19 protein-coding genes are annotated in these 17540 nt (G+C 68.1%); 5 read left to right on the forward strand and 14 right to left on the reverse strand.

The features are described from left to right. The 6 genes from BKN51_RS32805 to BKN51_RS32830 all read right to left on the reverse strand — a co-directional run bounded on the left by BKN51_RS32805 (position 1) and on the right by BKN51_RS32830 (position 5238). Positions 1-774 carry an ABC transporter substrate-binding protein gene (locus tag BKN51_RS32805; protein ID WP_101611300.1) on the reverse strand — a complete coding sequence of 258 codons (774 nt, stop codon included), beginning with the start codon at positions 772-774 and terminating at the stop codon, positions 1-3. 47 nt (positions 775-821) lie between these two features. Further along, positions 822-1649 (reverse strand): substrate-binding periplasmic protein, encoded by an 828-nt coding sequence (locus tag BKN51_RS32810; protein ID WP_101611301.1) that lies wholly within the window; start codon positions 1647-1649, stop codon positions 822-824. Between the two features lie 301 nt (positions 1650-1950). After that, positions 1951-3381, reverse strand: coding sequence for an adenylosuccinate lyase (gene purB / locus BKN51_RS32815; RefSeq protein WP_101611302.1), 1431 nt, complete (start codon positions 3379-3381; stop codon positions 1951-1953). Between the two features lie 29 nt (positions 3382-3410). Continuing rightward, positions 3411-4004 carry a TetR/AcrR family transcriptional regulator gene (locus BKN51_RS32820; RefSeq protein WP_101611303.1) on the reverse strand — a complete coding sequence of 198 codons (594 nt, stop codon included), beginning with the start codon at positions 4002-4004 and terminating at the stop codon, positions 3411-3413. A 24-nt stretch (positions 4005-4028) separates the two neighbouring features. Further along, positions 4029-4733 (reverse strand): hypothetical protein, encoded by a 705-nt coding sequence (locus tag BKN51_RS32825; RefSeq protein WP_101611304.1) that lies wholly within the window; start codon positions 4731-4733, stop codon positions 4029-4031. Beyond that, positions 4720-5238 carry a SigE family RNA polymerase sigma factor gene (locus BKN51_RS32830; RefSeq protein ID WP_020632335.1) on the reverse strand — a complete coding sequence of 173 codons (519 nt, stop codon included), beginning with the start codon at positions 5236-5238 and terminating at the stop codon, positions 4720-4722. The genes BKN51_RS32825 and BKN51_RS32830 overlap by 14 nt, the downstream gene beginning before the upstream one ends. A gap of 135 nt (positions 5239-5373) precedes the next feature. Here BKN51_RS32830 and BKN51_RS32835 point away from each other — a divergent pair, with 135 nt between their 5' ends. The 3 genes from BKN51_RS32835 to BKN51_RS32845 all read left to right on the forward strand — a co-directional run bounded on the left by BKN51_RS32835 (position 5374) and on the right by BKN51_RS32845 (position 7913). After that, complete coding sequence (locus BKN51_RS32835) at positions 5374-6402, forward strand: threonine aldolase family protein (protein ID WP_101611305.1); 1029 nt, start codon at positions 5374-5376, stop codon at positions 6400-6402. A gap of 2 nt (positions 6403-6404) precedes the next feature. Continuing rightward, positions 6405-6995 (forward strand): HAD family hydrolase, encoded by a 591-nt coding sequence (locus BKN51_RS32840; RefSeq protein ID WP_101611306.1) that lies wholly within the window; start codon positions 6405-6407, stop codon positions 6993-6995. A 90-nt stretch (positions 6996-7085) separates the two neighbouring features. Continuing rightward, positions 7086-7913 (forward strand): SAM-dependent methyltransferase, encoded by an 828-nt coding sequence (locus BKN51_RS32845; RefSeq protein ID WP_101611307.1) that lies wholly within the window; start codon positions 7086-7088, stop codon positions 7911-7913. 27 nt (positions 7914-7940) lie between these two features. On the opposite strand, the gene BKN51_RS32850 is transcribed toward BKN51_RS32845, so the two are convergent. The 3 genes from BKN51_RS32850 to BKN51_RS32860 form a co-directional block, all read right to left on the reverse strand. Further along, the gene (locus tag BKN51_RS32850; RefSeq protein ID WP_007032516.1) at positions 7941-8126 is read right to left on the reverse strand and encodes a hypothetical protein; all 186 of its coding nucleotides are present in this window, start codon (positions 8124-8126) and stop codon (positions 7941-7943) included. An 85-nt stretch (positions 8127-8211) separates the two neighbouring features. Further along, positions 8212-9399 (reverse strand): pyridoxal phosphate-dependent aminotransferase, encoded by a 1188-nt coding sequence (locus BKN51_RS32855; protein ID WP_101611308.1) that lies wholly within the window; start codon positions 9397-9399, stop codon positions 8212-8214. A 9-nt stretch (positions 9400-9408) separates the two neighbouring features. Next, on the reverse strand, positions 9409-10311 hold the full coding sequence (locus BKN51_RS32860) for a TetR/AcrR family transcriptional regulator C-terminal domain-containing protein (protein WP_101611309.1): 903 nt from the start codon (positions 10309-10311) through the stop codon (positions 9409-9411). A gap of 172 nt (positions 10312-10483) precedes the next feature. On the opposite strand from BKN51_RS32860, the gene BKN51_RS32865 reads away from it, so the two are divergent. Together BKN51_RS32865 and BKN51_RS44840 are read left to right on the forward strand one after the other, a co-directional pair. After that, on the forward strand, positions 10484-11293 hold the full coding sequence (locus BKN51_RS32865) for an FAD-dependent monooxygenase (protein WP_335645055.1): 810 nt from the start codon (positions 10484-10486) through the stop codon (positions 11291-11293). Beyond that, a complete protein-coding gene (locus tag BKN51_RS44840; RefSeq protein WP_335645056.1) occupies positions 11290-11667 on the forward strand; it encodes a hypothetical protein in 378 nt (125 codons plus the stop codon). The genes BKN51_RS32865 and BKN51_RS44840 overlap by 4 nt, the downstream gene beginning before the upstream one ends. Positions 11668-11795: 128 nt before the next feature. Here the strand turns inward: BKN51_RS44840 and BKN51_RS32870 are convergent, their stop codons facing one another. The 5 genes from BKN51_RS32870 to BKN51_RS32895 form a co-directional block, all read right to left on the reverse strand. Next, positions 11796-12992, reverse strand: coding sequence for an IS30 family transposase (locus BKN51_RS32870; RefSeq protein ID WP_442857690.1), 1197 nt, complete (start codon positions 12990-12992; stop codon positions 11796-11798). A 423-nt stretch (positions 12993-13415) separates the two neighbouring features. Beyond that, positions 13416-14534 (reverse strand): transglycosylase SLT domain-containing protein, encoded by a 1119-nt coding sequence (locus tag BKN51_RS32880; RefSeq protein ID WP_101611310.1) that lies wholly within the window; start codon positions 14532-14534, stop codon positions 13416-13418. A 45-nt stretch (positions 14535-14579) separates the two neighbouring features. Then, complete coding sequence (locus BKN51_RS32885) at positions 14580-14897, reverse strand: hypothetical protein (protein ID WP_168214442.1); 318 nt, start codon at positions 14895-14897, stop codon at positions 14580-14582. 189 nt (positions 14898-15086) lie between these two features. Next, positions 15087-15857, reverse strand: coding sequence for an ESX secretion-associated protein EspG (locus BKN51_RS32890; RefSeq protein ID WP_101611312.1), 771 nt, complete (start codon positions 15855-15857; stop codon positions 15087-15089). Between the two features lie 4 nt (positions 15858-15861). Further along, positions 15862-17538, reverse strand: coding sequence for a PPE domain-containing protein (locus BKN51_RS32895; protein ID WP_101611313.1), 1677 nt, complete (start codon positions 17536-17538; stop codon positions 15862-15864). Between the last annotated feature and the right edge of the window lie 2 nt (positions 17539-17540).

Here is a 17540-nt window from a genome sequence, read left to right on the forward strand (position 1 = left end):
TCACGCCTTGAACTGGTCCGGCACCGGGGCGGTCGGCAGGAACTTGTCGTGCAGCTTGACCCAGGTGCCGTCGGCGATGACCTGCTTCAGGCCATCGTTGATCTTCGTCTGCAGTTCGGTGTTGCCCTTCTTCACCGCGAACCCGTGGGGCACGTCGGTGGTGAAGGACTTGACGACCTTGAGCTTCGTGTCGGTGCTCTCCTTGACGTTCGTCTCCGCGATCGCCTGGTCGAGGATGTAGGCGTCGACGGCGCCGCTCTTGAGCGCGGCCAGCGCCGGGGCGTACCCCGGGAAGCGCACGGCCTGCGCGTCGGGAACGGTCGAGGTGAGCCACTTGTCGCCGACGGTCGCCTGGATGACCGCGACCCGCTTGCCCGACAGGGCCTTCTCTTCGGTGATCGGCGAGCCGTCCTTGGTCTGGATGCTCATCACTTCGAAGTTGTACGGACTGGAGAAGTCGACGTTCTTCTTGCGCTCTTCGGTCTGCGCGATGGCCGAGCTGCCGATGTCGAACTGGTTGCTCGAGACCTGGCCGAGCAGGGAGGAGAAGTCCGTCGAAACGAACTCCAGCTTCAGGTTCTGCTTGGCGGCGATGGCCTTCAGCAGCTCGTTGTCGAAGCCGGTGAAGTTGCCGTTCTCGACGTAGATGTTCGGCGGGGCGTCGCTCAGGGTGCCGACGCGCAGGGTCTTGTCCGCGGCGGACTCCCCGCCACCGCAAGCGGCGAGCACGGCGACGAGACCGGCGGCGAGCGTCGCGATCAGGGACTGCCTCATAGGCCGCCCGCTGATGTTCCGAATCCTTGGTGTCGTCTTCATGATTTTCAGACCCCCGGGTTCTGGACGGGCAGGCCGGGGCCGCCCTGCTCGAGTTCCTTCGGCAGCGGCTCGGTCTTGAAGAACTGAGCGTGCAGGCGGGCGACGGTGCCGTCCGCCACGGCCTTCGCGAGGCCGTCGTTGAGCTTCTTCAGCAGGTCCTTGTTGTCCTTGCGGACGGCGAACGCGGACGGCGTGTCCTTGGTCTCGACGGTGTAGCCGAACTCCAGCGGCACGCCCGGGTTCTGGTCGATGTACTTCTGCCCGATGTCCTTCGGCACGACCCAGCCGTCGAGGCTGCCGGCCTTCAGCTGCGCGAAACCGGCGTTGTAGTCCGGGAACCGGACGACGTTGGCGCCGGGGACCTTGCCGCTCGCGAAGTCGTCCTGCACCGACGCCTGCACGACGCCGAGCCGCTTGCCGTTGAAGGCGCCGACATCCTTGAGGCTCGCGTCCTTCTTGGTGAGGATCGTGGTGAACCCGGTGCTGTAGCCGTTGCTGAACGCGACGGTCTTCTTGCGGGCCTCGGTGGTGGAGATCGTGGAGCTGCCGATGTCGAACTTGTTGGTGGCGACGGCGGCCAGCAGACCGGCGAACTCGGTACCGACGAACTCGACCTCGAAGCCCTCACGCTTCGCGATGTCGCGGAGCAGTTCGTTGTCGTAGCCGGTGAAGTTGCCGTTCTCCAGGTAGATGGACGGCGGCGCGTCGGTCAGGGTGCCGACGCGCAGCTTCTGGCCGCTCGCGGCGGTGTCGCCGGAGCCGCAGGCGGCCAGGGCGAGGGTGGCCGCTCCAGCCGTGACGACGGCGACGATTTTCGACAGCGTGGATCTCATCGCTTCTTCCGTGGGTTTCGGCGCCAAGGCGCGATACAAGCACGTCAGGCCGCCTCATGGGCGGCCTGGCGCTCCGGGTTCAGCGATCGAGATTAGGCATTTCGCCCGATCGAGTAATGTCGTCCCACTATCTGATATCGCGCGACCGGGATCACGCTGCCAGGACGCAAACTGCTGAAATCGCAGCTCACAATGGTCTTCCGGGCGCCCTGCCATCGTGATCCCGGGGGCCTGGCGGCCCAAAACGCGCGACTTCAAGGGATCAAGAGACCTTGGTCACCGAGGCTCTAGTCACCGCTGGTCAGAGGATAGGCGCGGGCGAGTAACCGGCGGCCTCCGGGAAACGTTCCAGGACCGCCTGGACGCGCGAAGCGATCGCGGCCACCTGACGCGGCGCGACACCGGTGAACGAGATCCGGTCGGCGAGGAGTTTGTCCAGCTCACCGCGGTCGAGCGGGATGCGCTCGTCGGCGGCGAGGCGGTCGAGGAGGTCGTTCTCCGCCAGCCCCTGCTCCCGCATCGCGAGCGCGACGCCGACGGCGTTCTCCTTGATGGCCTCGTGAGCGGTTTCACGCCCGACGCCCGCGCGGACCGAGGCCATGAGCACCTTGGTGGTCGCGAGGAACGGCAGATAGCGATCGAGCTCACGTGCGATGACGGCCGGGAAAGCACCGAACTCGGCCAGCACCGTGAGGAAGGTCTCCAGCAGGCCGTCGAGCGCGAAGAACGCGTCGGGCAGCGCGACCCGGCGGACGACGGAGTCGGAGACGTCGCCTTCGTTCCACTGGTCGCCGGAGAGCTCGCCGATCATCGACAGGTAACCGCGCAGCACCACGGCGAGGCCGTTGACCCGCTCGCACGAACGCGTGTTCATCTTGTGCGGCATGGCCGACGAGCCGACCTGGCCCGGCTTGAAGCCCTCGGTGACCAGCTCGTGGCCCGCCATCAGGCGGATCGTCTTCGCCAGGCTCGACGGCGCGGCCGCGAGCTGGACCACCGTGGACAGCACGTCGAAGTCGAGCGACCGCGGGTACACCTGGCCGACGCTGGTGAATACCCGCTCGAAGCCGAGGTGGGTCGCGACCCGCGACTCCAGTTCGTCCAAAGTGGACTCGTCGCCGAGGAGGTCGAGCATGTCCTGCGCGGTGCCGACCGGTCCCTTGATCCCGCGCAGCGGGTAGCGGCCGATCAGCTCGTCGAGCCGCTCGAACGCGACGAGCAGTTCGTCGGCGGCGGTGGCGAACCGCTTGCCCAGCGTCGTCGCCTGCGCGGCGACGTTGTGCGAACGTCCCGCCATCACCGTGTCGGAGTGTTCGACCGCGATCGAGGCGAGCCGGACGAGTACCGCGCCGACGCGGCTGCGGACCAGCTCCAGCGAGCGCCGCACCTGCAGCTGCTCGACGTTCTCGGTGAGGTCACGCGACGTCATGCCCTTGTGGACGTGCTCGTGCCCGGCGAGCGCGTTGAACTCCTCGATCCGGGCCTTGACGTCGTGGCGGGTGACCCGCTCGCGGGCGGCGATCGAGTCGAGGTCGACCTGCTCCAGCACGCGCTCGTAGTCGGCGACGACACCTTCTCCCACCTCGACGCCGAGGTCGGCCTGCGCCCGGAGCACGGCGAGCCAGAGCTCGCGCTCCAGCACGACCTTGCGTTCCGGGGACCACAGTTCGACCAGCTCACGCGAGGCGTAGCGGCCGGCGAGCACGTTGGGGATGAGGGGCTTGTCCGTCACGCGGCCAGACTAACCGGCCGCCATCCGGCCTAGGCCAGGGCGGCTTGCAGCATGCGCGCGGCGGCGGCCCTCGGTTCCGGGTCGACCTCGATCAGCGCGTTGACCACGGCGCCGTCGACCAGGGCGACCAGCCGCTCCAGTTCGACGCCGTCCACCGGCGTGCCGGAGCGCTCGAAGATCTCGTGGAGCAGTTCGTACAGCTGCGCGGACAGCGTCCGCATCAGGGGGCGAAGGTACGGACGACGCCCTGTCCCGACCAAACGCTCGTAGCGCAGGAGGACCGCTTCGGCGTCGGCTTCGCGATCCGGGCGGAGCGGGCCGAGGAGCATGTCCAGCACCAGGTCGACGGTGGCCTCGACACCGCGGTTACGGGTCGCCAGCTCGTCGAGCCGTCGCCGTCCGGTTTCGAGTTCCTGGTTCGCGTGGTGCTCGACAGCGGCGGTGACGAGCTCGTCGAGCGAGTCGAAGTAGTACGTCGTCGAGGCCAGCGGCAAACCCGCGCGCTCGGCGACCGCACGGTGCCGCACGGCGTCGAACCCGCCTTCGGCGAGCAGCGCCGCGGCGGACTCGATGAGTTCGGCGCGCCTTCGCTCACCCTTCGGCGTTGTCGCTGCGACGGTCATGACGGGCTATTTTGCCAGGTGCTTTCAGTAGCGGGCGGCGAGCACGGCGACGAACCTGTCGACGTCGGACTCGGGGAAGGCAGGCCTGCCGGAGCCGTCACCGAGGCTCACCACGACCACCAGCGATCCCTTGGCCGTCGTCCGCTGCGCGCTGGACGCCCCGATGGGCGCCGGCGGCACGGACGCGCCCGCCGGGAAGACCGCGACGGCGACCGAGCCACCCGGCACCTGGAACCCCGCGGACCTGGCCCCCGTCGTACAGATGTCGCCGGGCGTCGACTTGGCGACATCCACGGGGACCGGGAGCTCGCCAGCGAGGGCGGTGGCGAGCTCCCGGTCCACCTGGTCGCACCCGTAGGTGCCTTCGGCCGTCATCTGGCCGGTCTTCTCTGGCCCGCCGCCCCCCTGCTGAGGCGGCGGGTTCGAGAAGTTCGAGGACTCCCCGCTGTCAAGAGGACGTGCGGACGCCGCCCCGGGTTGCCCCGGGGAAGCGGCTTCGTTGCCGGACTTGGCCGCGGTACCCATCTGGAAATCGGTTCCGCCGAGCACGCCGAACATGCCCACTCCGGCCAGCACCAAAACCACCGCGCTACAGGCGACCGCGATGCCGTTGCGGCGCCGGGCGGTCGCGCGCCGGGAGGCGTGGACGACGTCAGAGGTGTCGAAGCTCGACGCCGGGGCGTCGCCGGGGGCGTCACGGAACAACGCCTTCAGGTCATTCTCGTCCATCCCGTGCCACCTCCTCCTTCTCCATGACCTGCCTGAGGTTCGCCAGCCCGCGTGCGGTCTGGCTCTTCACGTTTCCTTCGCTGCAGCCGAGCACCTTCGCCGCGGCGCCGACGTCCAGCCCCTCGAAGAACCGGAGCACCAGCACGGCCCGCTGTTTCGGGGGCACTTCACGCAACGCGGCCAGCAGGTCTTCCCTGGTGACGACCTGTTCGCCGAGGTCGAAGCCGTCCTGCGGCGGTTCGGGCAGCTCTTCGGTCTGCCACTCCCGCCGCCACGGCCGCCTCGACTCGTCGATGGCCGCCCTGACCAGCGTCTTCCGCACGTAGGCGTCGGTCGCCGCCCGTTCCCTGATCTTCTTCCACCTCCGGTGCAGCGCGACGAACGCCGTCTGCGCGAGGTCGTCCGCGCGATGCCAGTCACCGCAGAGCATGTACGCGGTCCTGCGCACGGAGTCCCGCTTCGCGGCGAAGTACTCCGCGAACTCTTGTTCGTCGCGCTGGTTCACGCGGTTGTTGTCTCCGCTCTTGCCTCGTCGATGGGTAGGACGGAACCGGGGGCGTCCACGGTTGCATGAGCGGGCTCAGCGGACCAGCCGGGGAGGAGATTCATGGCATGCCCGTCGATGTGATGTGATCGTACCGTGACCTCGAGCCCGCTTTCGCTGATCGATTTCCGCTCCGACACCGTGACCCGGCCGGACGACGTCATGCGCCAGGCCATGGCGAACGCCGAGGTCGGTGACAACGTCCTCGACGGCGATCCGACCGTCACCGCCCTCGAACAGCGCGCCGCGAAGGTCCTCGGCATGCCCGCCGCGCTCTGGACGCCGACCGGCACCATGGCGAACCTGATCGCGCTGTGCCTCCACCTCCAGCGCGGCGACCGGTTCCTCGCGCCGCGCGGCGCGCACGTGATCACCGACGAACTCGGTTCCGCCGCCTGGCTCGCGGGCGGCATGGCGGAGGCGCTGGAGCACGACGCCGGCCCGGGGCGGCCGACGCCGGACACGCTTTCGGCGGCGATCGGCATCCCGCGCGGGCCGTACTACGCGCTGCGCACGCCGCTGTTGTGCCTGGAGAACACGCACAACTCAGCGGGCGGCGCGGTCACCCCGCCCGACGAGCACGCCCAGCTGGTCGCGGTGGCGAAAGAGGCGGGCCTGACCGTGCACCTCGACGGCGCCCGCATCTGGCACGCGGCGATCGCGCTGGGGGTTCCGCCCGCGGCTCTCACGGTCGGCGCCGACACCGTCTCCGCTTGCTTCTCCAAGGGCCTCGGCGCGCCTGTCGGCTCAGTGGTGGCGGGCAGCCCGGAGTTCGTCGAGAAGGCGCGGCGGATGCGGCAGATGCTCGGCGGCGGCGTCCGGCAGGGCGGGGTCCTGGCCGCGGCCGGGCTGGTCGCGCTGGACCGCGTCGGCGACCTGGCCGAGACGCACGAGAACGCGACACGGCTCGCGGCCGGGTTCGCCGAGCACGGCTGGGAGGTCAACACACCCGAGACCAACATCGTGCAGGTCACCGCGCCCGACCTCGTCGGCCGCCTGGCGTGGCTGGACCGGCTCGGGATCCAGGTGCTGCCGTCGGCGGGCCGGATCCGCTTCGTGCTGCACCGGGACCTTTCGGCGGCCGACGTCGAAGAAACCATCGATCGCATCAAGACCGGGGGCTGAACATGAACTGGATCGTCTTCGACTACGGCGACGTCATCAGTGAGCACACCGACGCGTTGCCCACCCTGGCCAAGGCGTTCGGCCACGAACTCGCCGATTTCGAGCCGCACTACTGGGCCGAACGGGACCGATACGACTTCGGCGGCTCGGACCTCGAGTACTGGCAGAGCGTCGGCCGCGCACTGGACGTCCCGGTCGACAAGGCTTTCGCCGAAGAACTGACCCGCGTCGACGTCGAGGGCTGGTCACACCTCGAACCGGACGTGCTGGAGTTGCTCCAGGGCCTGCACGAAGCGGGCGCGGCGCTCGCGCTGCTCTCCAACGCGTCGTCGACCTTCGGACGTTGGGTGCGCGAGCAGAAATGGGCGAGCCTGTTCCGCGTGACGCTCTTTTCCGGCGATCTCGGCTGTATGAAACCCGACGCGAAGATCTTCCGGATCCTGCTCGGCGAACTCGGCGCCGAACCGGCGGACTGCCTGTTCTTCGACGACCGTCAGTCCAATGTGGACGGTGCACGGGCGGTGGGGATGAAGGCGGAGCGCTGGGTCGGCGTGACAACAGCGCAATCTGCCTTCGGCTCTTCGGAGGAATAATTCACCCTCGCCGTTCATCCGCTTACGCGCGGTGATCCGGATGACCTAAGCTGATCTGTGTCCCGAACCGAGTTTTCACGGTAGGTGCCCATGCCAGGTCCCGACGACCGGCGTCCGTTCGTGCCCGTCGATTTCGACCGGCCGAGCATCGCGCGTGTCTTCGACGCGCTCATGGGTGGCCAGGACAATTACGAGGCCGACAGGGTGGTGCTGCGCCAGATCCTGGAGCTCGCGCCGGAGTCGCAGGTCATGGCCAAAGAGGTCCGGCACTGGCTGGTCAGGACCGTGCGCTACCTGACCGACCGGGAGGGCATCGACCAGTTCCTCGACCTCGGTTCCGGCTTCCCGACCGTGGACAACACGCATCAGGTCGCGCAGCGGTACAACCCCGAGGCGCGGGTCGTCTACGTCGACCACGATCCGGTGGTCCAGGCACACGGCCGCGCGCTGCTCGCGGCGAACGACTTCGCGCATATGGCGGGCAACGACCTGACCGAACCCGCCGAGGTCATCGAGGGCCTCGCACGTACTCACCGGCTGGAGTTCGACCGGCCGGTCGGGCTGATCCTGTGCGCGATCATCCATCACATCCAGGACCTCGACCAGGCACGGAAGATCGTCCGCGCCTACGTCGACGCGCTGGCCCCGGGTTCGTTCGTCGCGCTGCTGCACCAGCACAACCCCGCCGACGGCTCCGAAGCCGCCGACGTCGCGACGTCACTGGAGAAGCGCTTCAACGGCACCGGCCTCGACACGCTGTACCGCTCACGCGAGGAGATCGAGTCGCTCTTCGAGGGGCTCGACCTCGTCGAACCCGGGCTGACGTACCCGCATCTGTGGTGGCCGGACGGCCCGCGCTTCACCCCGCTCTCGACCGTGAACTTCACGTCGCTCGGCGGGGTGGCGCGCAAGCCCTAGCCCTCGGTGACTCAGCGGCTCAGTGACTCAGCGGCGAAGCTGCTTCGGGGTGCCCTTGCCCTTGATGGCGCCATAGGCGGCCGTGCCGAGGAAGACCGCGCCACCGATGACGGCGATCCAAAAGACGGCCTTCACGAGGAAACCGAGCACGGACCCGAGCACCATGAAGGCCACCCAAGCCAGAATCAGCCCGCCGACGATCTTCCAGAACATGGCATCCTCCGATTGCCTCACCGTGCCCAAGCGGGCCCGGTGAGTCCAGGTTGTCAGGCTGAGCTCGTAATTGCCTGCGTTCTGCCTAACGTTCAGGGTGAATTCCGGGTTCCCCCTGAGCCGTGAGCCAGTCACCGAGCCTGCGGATGCCCTCGTCGATGTCCTCGCGCGAGCCCGCGAAGGAGAACCGCACGAACCGGCCGCCGTCGACCGGGTCGAAGTCGATACCGGGAGCGATCGCGACGCCGGTGTCGGCGAGGATGCGCTGGCACCAGCTGAGACTGTCGTTCGTGTACGCGGAGACGTCGGCGTAGGCATAGAAGGCGCCGTCGGCGGGCGCGAGCTTGTCGATGCCGATGCCCTTGAGACCGGCGAAGAGCGCGTCGCGGTTGGCGCGGTAGCGCTCGACGTGGCCGTCGGCCTCCGCGTACGACTCCTGGGTGAACGCGGCGATCGCGGCGTGCTGGGAGACCGCGGGCGGGCAGATGGTGAAGTTGCCGGTCAGGACGTCGATCGCGCGGTGCAGCCGCTGGGGCGCGAGCATCCAGCCGAGCCGCCAGCCGGTCATGGCGAAGTACTTCGAGAACGAGCCGAGGACGAGCGCTTCGCTCCCGTACTGCCAGGCGCAGTCGAGTCCGGCGCCGTAGGAGATCCCGTGGTAGATCTCGTCGCTGATCAACTGCACGCCGTGTGACGCGCACCAGCCGCTGATCGCGGCCAGTTCACCCGGTGGCAGGACGGTGCCCGTCGGGTTGCTGGGGCTGGCCACGATGAGCCCCTTGATCGGACCGAGTTCGTCCAGCAGGGCCGTCGTCGGCTGGAAGTTCGTCTCCGCCCCGGTGGCGAACTCGACGACCTCGCAACCGAGCACCTTCAGCAGGTTGCGGTAGGCCGGGTAGCCGGGACGCGCCATCGCGACCCGGTCGCCCGCCTCGAAGGCACTGAGGAACGAAAGCAGGAAGCCGCCGGAAGAACCGGTCGTCATGATGACGTCCTGCGGGCTCACGTCGACCGAGTACGTGCGGTGATAGTGCGCCGCGACGGCTTCGCGCAGTTCCGGGATGCCGAGCTGTTCGGTGTAGCCGAGGGTCTGGTCCTTCAACGCCCGCTCGGCGGCTTCGAGCACCGGACGCGGCGCCGGCGCGGACGGCTGCCCCGCGACCAGCGGGACCAGATCGCCGTGGCTGCGCTGCCGTGCCTGCGCGGCCGAAAGGACGTCCATGACATGGAACGGCGGGACGTCGGAACGAGCGGCGGGACCGGGGAAGGACATGGGGTGAGGCTAACTCGCCTTCGCCAGGAGAACCGAGAAACCGTCGAGGAGTCGTTGGAGGCCGAACTCGAAGAGCGTGTCGAGGTCGTAGTCGAACGGGGCGCGCGAGGCGACGTCGGCGAAGTTCGGGAACCGGCCACCCGCGACCAGGTCCCGGAGGATCGGCTCGTGCACGGCGAGCCAGGCGTCGGCCGAGACGGCCGTCCCGGATTCGCTCTCGGCCTCGGACTCGAAACTGAGGGCGATACCGCGCACGTGGTTGAAGATCGTGATGTGCGCGTACATGATCGTCGACGCCGGGAGGCCGTGACCGTCCAGCGCGCGGGTGGCCCAGTCCGCGTGGCGCAGCAGGTTCGCCAACGGTTGCGGGCGGGTGATCGAGAGCGCCTGCGCCAGCCAAGGGTGCCGCCGGAACAGCGCCCACTGGGCCCTGGCCATCAGCTCCAGCTGAACCCGCCAGCCGGGCGGCGGTTCGGGCGGGAAGCGGATCTCGCCGAGCGCCATGTCGGCCATCTCGAGGATCAGCTCCTCCTTCGCGGTGACATGGCGATAAAGCGCCATCGTCGCGACGCCGAGACCGGACGCGATGCGGCGCATGGACAGGGCGCGGATGCCCTCGGCGTCCGCGATCCGGATCGCGGCCTTCACCACCCGATCGCGGGAAAGCTCCGCTTCGGTTCTCGGCGCGGCCGTCCTGGCGCGGCCCGCGACGACCGTGCCCGCACCGGGTTTGGCGATGACCAGGCCGTCCCGTTTGAGCGTGGCGAGCACCTTCGTCGCGGTCGCCATCGCGACCCCCCACTCGGCGATGATCCCGCGCGTCGACGGGACCTTGTCGCCCTCGCGCAGCTCGCCGGTGACGATGCGGCGGCGGATCTCGGCGGCGATCCGCAGGTAGGGCGGCTCGGTCATGGTCGACTCCTTGCCATAGTGCACTTTGCGGGCACCGCACCCCGATCCAGCCACCGCACTAGCTCAATCGCACTAGTGCGATCGATGCTTTCTCGCTGTTTTCCTCGGGCAAGGGCGTGCTGTCCATACGTTGTACGCAGTGCTTCAAAACAGCGTACACAGGGGAGTTCACATGCAGAAGGTGCTGATTTCGGGCGCGGGAATCGCCGGTACGACGCTGGCGTACTGGCTGCGGCGGCACGGTTTCGCACCGACGGTCGTCGAGCGGGCACCCGCACCCCGGACCGGCGGGCACGCGGTCGACATCCGCGGCACGGCGCTCGGCGTCGTCGACCGGATGGGGGTGCTCGGGCGCCTCCGGGAGCTGGGCACGGACACGCTAGGGATGTCGTTCGTGAACGGGGCCGGGAAGACGCTGGTGAAGGTCACCGACCACACGCTGACCGGCGGGCTCACCGACAGCGAAGACGTCGAGATCCTTCGAGACGACCTCACGGACACGCTGGCCTCGGTCGCCCAGGACGGCGTCGAGTACGTGTACGGCGACTGGATCACCGGGATCGCGCAGCGAACCGACGGCGTGCGGGTCACCTTCGCCCAAGGCGGGCCGCGCGATTTCGACCTCGTCGTCGGCGCTGACGGACTGCACTCGGCCGTGCGATCGCTGGTTTTCGGGGCGGAGAAACAGTTTTCGCACCATATGGACACCTACCTCGCGGTGTTCACCGTGCCGAACTTCCTCGACCTGGACCGCTGGCAGACCTTCCACATGACACCGGGAAAATGGCCGGTCTGTACAGCGCGCGGAACAACACGGAGGCGCGGGCGATACTCGGATTCCAGTCTCCGGAGCTCGACTTCGACCGGCATGACCTCGCGCAGCAACGAAAACTCCTCGCCGACCACTTCCTCGGCCACGACTGGGAAGTGCCGCGACTGCTCCGCGAAATGGAGTCGAGCGAGCTGTACTTCGATTCGATGACCCAGATCCGGATGGACAGCTTCAGTGAAGGGCGGATCACGCTGGTCGGCGACGCGGGCTACGGTCCGTCGCCACTTTCGGGACAGGGCACCAGCTTGGCGCTCGTCGGAGCTTACGTGCTGGCCGGGTCACTCGCGTCTTCGCCGGATCATCGCGCCGCTTTCGCTTCGTACGAAAAGGAAATGCGGCCGTTCGTACTCAAGAACCAAGCACTGGCCTCGATGAACCAGAAGAAGCAGACCCGGTTCGCGCAGTGGAAGCAGATCCAGTCGATGCGGGCGCTGCCGTATCTGCCGTTCCGGGACCGGATCATGAAGGCGGCCATGCGGCCGTTGACCGAGGCGGCGAACGCCTTGGTACTCAAGGAGTACTGAGACGGCTCGTGAGTGGCAGGGACGGTTAGTGCCGAAGGGGCCTTAGGTACCTGCTGCTTGTGGCTGGTTGGTCGCAGGTCCGTGAAGGCCTCCTTGCCTACCCTGAAGGTAGTGAAGGAGGGGCGGATTCAACTGGTGGTTGCAATGCTGGTTGTTTCGTCTGGGAAGAGTAGCCGCCGCAGGCACTCGGCTGGTGTTAGCCAGCCGAGTGTCTTACGCGGTCGTTCGTTGAGCTGTGCGGCGGCCGCGGCGAGGTACTCCGCGGAATAGACCGAGAGGTCGGTTCTCTTGGGAAAGTACTGCCGCAGCAACCCGTTGGTGTTCTCGTTGGTCCCCCGCTGCCACGGCGAGTGCGGATCAGCGAAGTAGACCTGCACCCCGGTCTCCGCGGTGATCCTGGTGTGGTGAGCCATTTCCTTGCCCTGATCCCACGTCAGCGACGCCATCATCGACTCGGGCAGAGTCGCGATCATCGCCGCCATCGCCTCGGCCACCGTCGCCGCGTCACGCCCGTCGGGCAAGTGCAGCAACATCACGAACCGGGTGGTGCGCTCCACCAGCGTCCCGATCGCCGAACCGTGCCCGGTCCCGCAGATCAGATCACCTTCCCAGTGTCCCGGCACCGCCCGGTCCTCAACCTCGGCGGGACGCTCGGAGATGTTGACCATCCCCTGGATCCGTCCCGGCGCCCGTTCCCTGCGCACCTGAGCCTGACGCTGCGGTTTACGCAACGCCCGCCCGGTCCGCAGACATGCGGTGAGCTCACGGCGCAGCGCGCCGCGGGATTGCACGTAGAGCGCTTGGTAGATCGTTTCGTGCGACACCTGTAACTCCGGGTGGTCCGCGTAGTTCTCCCGCAAGACTTTACTGACCTGCTGAGGAGACCATTTCTGCAACAACCCGTCCTGCACCAGGTCCCGCAGGTGACCGTCGACGGCGAGTTTGGCGACCTTCGGCCGCTTCGCTCGCCGCGCCGCCGCGGCCTGGGCCACGCTGGCCCGATACTCCCGACCCGCCACGGTGTTACGGGCCAGCTCCCGAGAGATCGTCCCAGCGCTCCGCCCGAGAATCCTGCCGATCTCCGCCTGGGACTCACCCCGCGCCCGCAGAACCATGATCTCCTCGCGTTCGGCCAGCGACAGGAACCGGTCCGACAACAAGCGGGGTGCGTTGCTCATCACCCCGCCAGCCTCACGGAACCACCGTGAACACGTCGTATGACCGATCCCGAGCACCTGGGCCGCCGGCTTCGCCGGCAACCCAGCCCGCACCAACCCCCAGAACCCGACCTTCACCTCACGCGGCAACTCCCCAACACCCAGCACCCGCAACACCCACCCACCTCAGAGCATTGCAACCACCCCATGAACCCAAGAGGCCTTCACGGACTACGTGATCGCCCTCCGAAGCCTCAGCGACACCCGCCAGCCCAGCAGTCACGGGCGGCGGCGCGTGAAGGGCCACTTCCCTCGGCAGTACATGAAGGCCCCCTTCCTGTACCTAGGCGCAAGGAAGGGGGCCTTCATGTACCGCAGAGGAGAGCCTTCGCGACAGTGGCGTGGTGGGTCGAGTCGTTGCGAGGGCCGCGCCAGCCAGCCCGGGTGTCGCGAAAGCCACTTTCGCGACGTCTGATGTCCCGAAAGTGGCTTTCGCAACACGACCCCTGGCCATCACGAACTCGCGAACACTCGCACGCAGAATCCAGTAGGTACCCTTGGCTCTAACTGTCCTTACCACTCACGAAGTCTTTAGTAGCCCTGGTATCCGCCGCCACCGGCCATCGACTTCAGGCCCGGGTGCCCTTCGAAACCGCCGTACCGCGAGAACGTGTACCGCACGCCCGCGATGATGTTGTCGATCGGGTTGTAGATGTCGTCGTGCCCCGGAAGCTTGTGCGCGTTGAAGGTCGGGTCGATGCACTGCATCAGGCCCTTGGACGGAGTGCCCTTCGCCGCGTTGGAGTCCCAGTTGTTGATGGCGTTGGGATTACCGCCGGACTCCTTCTCGATGATCGTCCAGATCTTGTTGATGTCGGCTTCGGTCACCGGGATACCGGCCGCCTGCAGGATCTTGATGGCTTCCTGGATCCACTGCTGGACGTTGCCCGGCGGGGTCGTCGACGGCGGACCGCCACTCGACCCGAGGCCGCCACCCCCACCGCCACCACCGCCGCCGCCCCCTCCACCGCCACCTCCGGTGTGGAGACCACCGGTGCGCTTGGGAACGGAGCCGTCCTTGCCGGGCATCGGGACCTTGGAGTAGCCGCCGCCCTCCACGTCCTTCTTCATCAGCTCTTGGGACTTCTTGATCAGTCCGTCCGCCTGGGTCAGCAGTCCGCCGATGGATTCGACGGCTCCGCTCGCCGTCTTCAGGTTGGCGGCGTTGGCCGCCGTGATGATCTGGTCGGCGCTCGGGTTCGGCGGCTGCACCTTTTTGTCCGGATTCGCGGCGTCAGCGGCCTGCTGACGAGCTGCCGCGACCTTCGGGTTCTCCGTGTCGATGCACTTCTGAATCGTGTCGTGCGCCGTCTTGTTGGCGTCCTCGATCTTGCGCTTGATATCGCTCAGCTGGACTTGGAGTTCGCCAAGGTCCTTGCTGATCTCGTCCAGGTGTCCCTTTACGCGGTCCCCAGCGGAGGTGATCTGCTTCACGTAGTCGAAGAAGGCGTCGGCGGCGGGACCTTTCCAGACGCCACCGTTCAACGCGTCGGTCGACGATTTCAGCGAGGCACTGTGGTCACCGGCCTGCGTCGCGGCCGCGTGGAATTGGTCCGCGGCCTTCTGAATGGACTCCGGCTTGATGCCTTCGACCTGCTTCGCCTTCTCGGTGACCTGCGGCCAGTTCGGCGGAAAGTCAATATCGGCCACAACGCCCCCTTGGAATCAGGCCCCCCAGAGCCGTCTTACGCGTGCTCACTGCTTGCCGTGCTCGTGCAGCTTGAGATTGTCGACGTGCACGGCTTCGGTCTCCTGGATCAGCCCGGCGGCCTTGCGCAGCACGAAGGCGGTCGCCTCCATCAGCTTCCCCGCAGAGTCGAACTCGTTGTGCACGCCGTCCTTGAAGGAGCCCACGGCACCGTGCACGTCACCCGAACCGCCCATCGTGCCGAACGGGCTTTCCTTCTCGTCATCGACGCCGGTGACCTGCTTCTTGGACTTCTCGAACTCGTCCTTGAGCTTCTCCACCTGACCGGCGGCGATCCCCATGGAATCCGGGTCGTACACAGGCACGGTTCGTCATCCCCTTCACGGAAAACTTGTGTCCGCCCGATCAGACGCGCGGCCGATCAGGACGGTTCCCGCGCATACTGTAAGACCTCGACAGCGGGCCGTGTGCGTTTCCACGCCGACTTCCACCCCGCCGATATCGACTTCCCGAAACGGCTGAATCGGGGTGAACCTCATTAAGCCGGACGTAACTCAGAAATCGGCGACTTCCCGGATCCGCGTCGCCAGCAGGTGGTTGTCCGCCGGGGTGATGGTCGCCCAATCCCGTCCGTCCCGGTTCCGCGCGACCTGGAACAGGTACCGCCCGGCGTCCGTGTCGTAGAAGGCGACCACGCTGTCCGCGCGGCGAGGGCGGCCGTCCCGGCCCGCGCGTTCGATGCCGAACTGGCCGCGTGCCTCCTGGCCGAGCAGCATGCCCGCCACTTCTTGGGCCTGCCAGAGGGGGACGTCGAGGTCTTCCAGGGCGGTGACCATCGCTTTCGCGTCGCCGCGGGCGGCGGCATCGGCGTCGCGGAGGACGTCGTGCGGGATGCTGATCGACTGGCCGACGCCGGGGCCCAGATCGCCCGCGACCGAGACGGCGGCCTCGGCGAGTGAGCTTTCGCGGGCGGGGATCAGCCATACCTGGCCGGAGTCGATCACGCCGAGCAGGGCCTGGTTGCCGACGCTGACCGCCTGCCCCTTGATCTCGCGATCCGTCCACACCCAGACGTCGATCGCGAACCGGGGATGCGCGAACAGGTTCAGCATGTCGACCAGCTCGCCCGACGCCTGGTGCCCCCGCGCGAGGCCTCGCTCGCGCAGGGATTCCCAGGCCTCTTCGATCAGTGCCGCCCGCTCCGTATGGGTCGTTCCGGGGCTCGGCACGTCGAGTGCGACATGGCGGCGGGGCAGCCGTTCGGCTTCCCAGAGCATTTCGAACTCGAGTGCGGACAGCACCAGGCTGCCGTTGTCGTTCGGCACAGGTTCAGCGCGCTTCCCGGTTGCCGTGGTCACCGATCACGTCGGGCGACACCATGCGCTCGTCGGTGAACAGGTCCTTGTCGTCGACGCCGTAACGCCTGATGTGCTCGGCGTCCTCTTCGACGTCCTGAGTGGCCGCGCGCTCCATGAACTTCGACTCGGTCTTCGGCTGCTTCGCGCCGATCTTCTCCGAGCGCCGCATGGCCTCCTCTTCGGGAAGCTCGCCGATCGGCAGCTGACGGGTCGGCTTCACGACGCCGCCGCCTTCCTGACGAGAGCGGCGGTCACGTTCCTTGTCGCCGCTCAGCGCACCACCCGCGACACCGGCGCCGAGCGCGGCCGCACCGGCGCCCAGGTCGCCCGCGGCCGGGCCGGTGATCTTCGGGACGGCGGGGAAGCCGCGGCCGGATTCGTTACCCGCGGCCAGCGGCGCCTGCGGTCCGGCGCCGACCGAACGGCCCTTGCCGAGGGCCTGGTCTCCGCCACCCTGGCCACCGCCGACACCGAAGACGCCGGGACCGGAGCTGGAGCCGGGGCCCTTGCCGAGGGCGCCGTCGATACCGGGGCCGGTGCCGAACGATTTGCCCGGCGGCAGCGAGGACGTCGAGCTGTTGCCCGGCGGCAGGCTTCCGGTGGACTGGCCCGGCGGGACGTTCGTGGAGCCGGGAGGCAGGTTCGGCGCACCCGGCGGGATGAACGGCGGCGAGGCGGGCGAGCCGGTGATCGGGTACGACGGCCTGCCCGGTTCGGGCTGCGGGGAGGGCCGGTTCGGCGTCACCCAGCCGCTGCCCGGGGCGGGCGCGGGCCTCGAAGTGCCGGACGGCGTGGTCGGGGCGGCGGCCGCGGGGGCCGTGGCACCGCCATGAGGCACCGAGGAGCCGGTCTTCCGGGCCGGAGGGTTGCCGACGGCGACACCGTAGGCCGGGGTCGGCGCGTCGTAAGACGGCGACTTCGGGTTGCCGACGGGCTGCACGACCGGCGGCACGTACTTCGACTCGACGGCGGCCGACGCGGGCCGCACGCTGCCGTCCGGGGTCAGATCCGTGGCCGTGCCCGCGAGGTCGAGCGTGCCCGAACCGCCGCCCGTTCCGGCGGCGATCGTGTTCTGGGTCAGGTTCATCGTCTGCGGATCGGCCAGCGTGTCGGTCGTCAGCAGGTTCTCGCCGCTCGTCTTGGCGTAGTCGTTCAACGCCTCTTGCGCCTGCGCCCGCGCGTTGTTCGCGGCGCTGACGCTCTTGGCGTGGTCGGTCTCGAACCCGATGAGGCTCAGCACGACGTCGCCGAGGGTCAAGCCGCCCGCGCCCTTCCGGACCACTTCCGGGTCGGGAAGCTTGTGCAGCGTCCGGTTGAAGGCCTCACCCTGGGCGAAGATCATCTCCGCGGAGTGCGAGACCTTCGAGTTCGCGTCCTGGGAGAAGCCCGCCTGCTCGGTGAACACCTGACCGGCGGCGCCACCCGCCTCGCTCTGCCATTCCACGCCGAGCTTGCCCAGCTCGTCGCGCAGCGTCTTGTCGGTGTCGGCGAGCGCGGACGCGACGGACTTCAGCGCGTCGACGGCGATGCCGATGCTGCCGGTGCCGTCGCCGCTGCGGAAGCGCTCGATCTCGGTCGCGATCCCGGTGTCGGTGTAGCCGTCGAACCGGAGATCGCGGAGCTTGCCCGCGAGGTCGGAAACGTTCACGG

This window comes from Amycolatopsis sp. BJA-103 (genome assembly GCF_002849735.1).
Taxonomy (GTDB): Bacteria; Actinomycetota; Actinomycetes; order Mycobacteriales; family Pseudonocardiaceae; genus Amycolatopsis.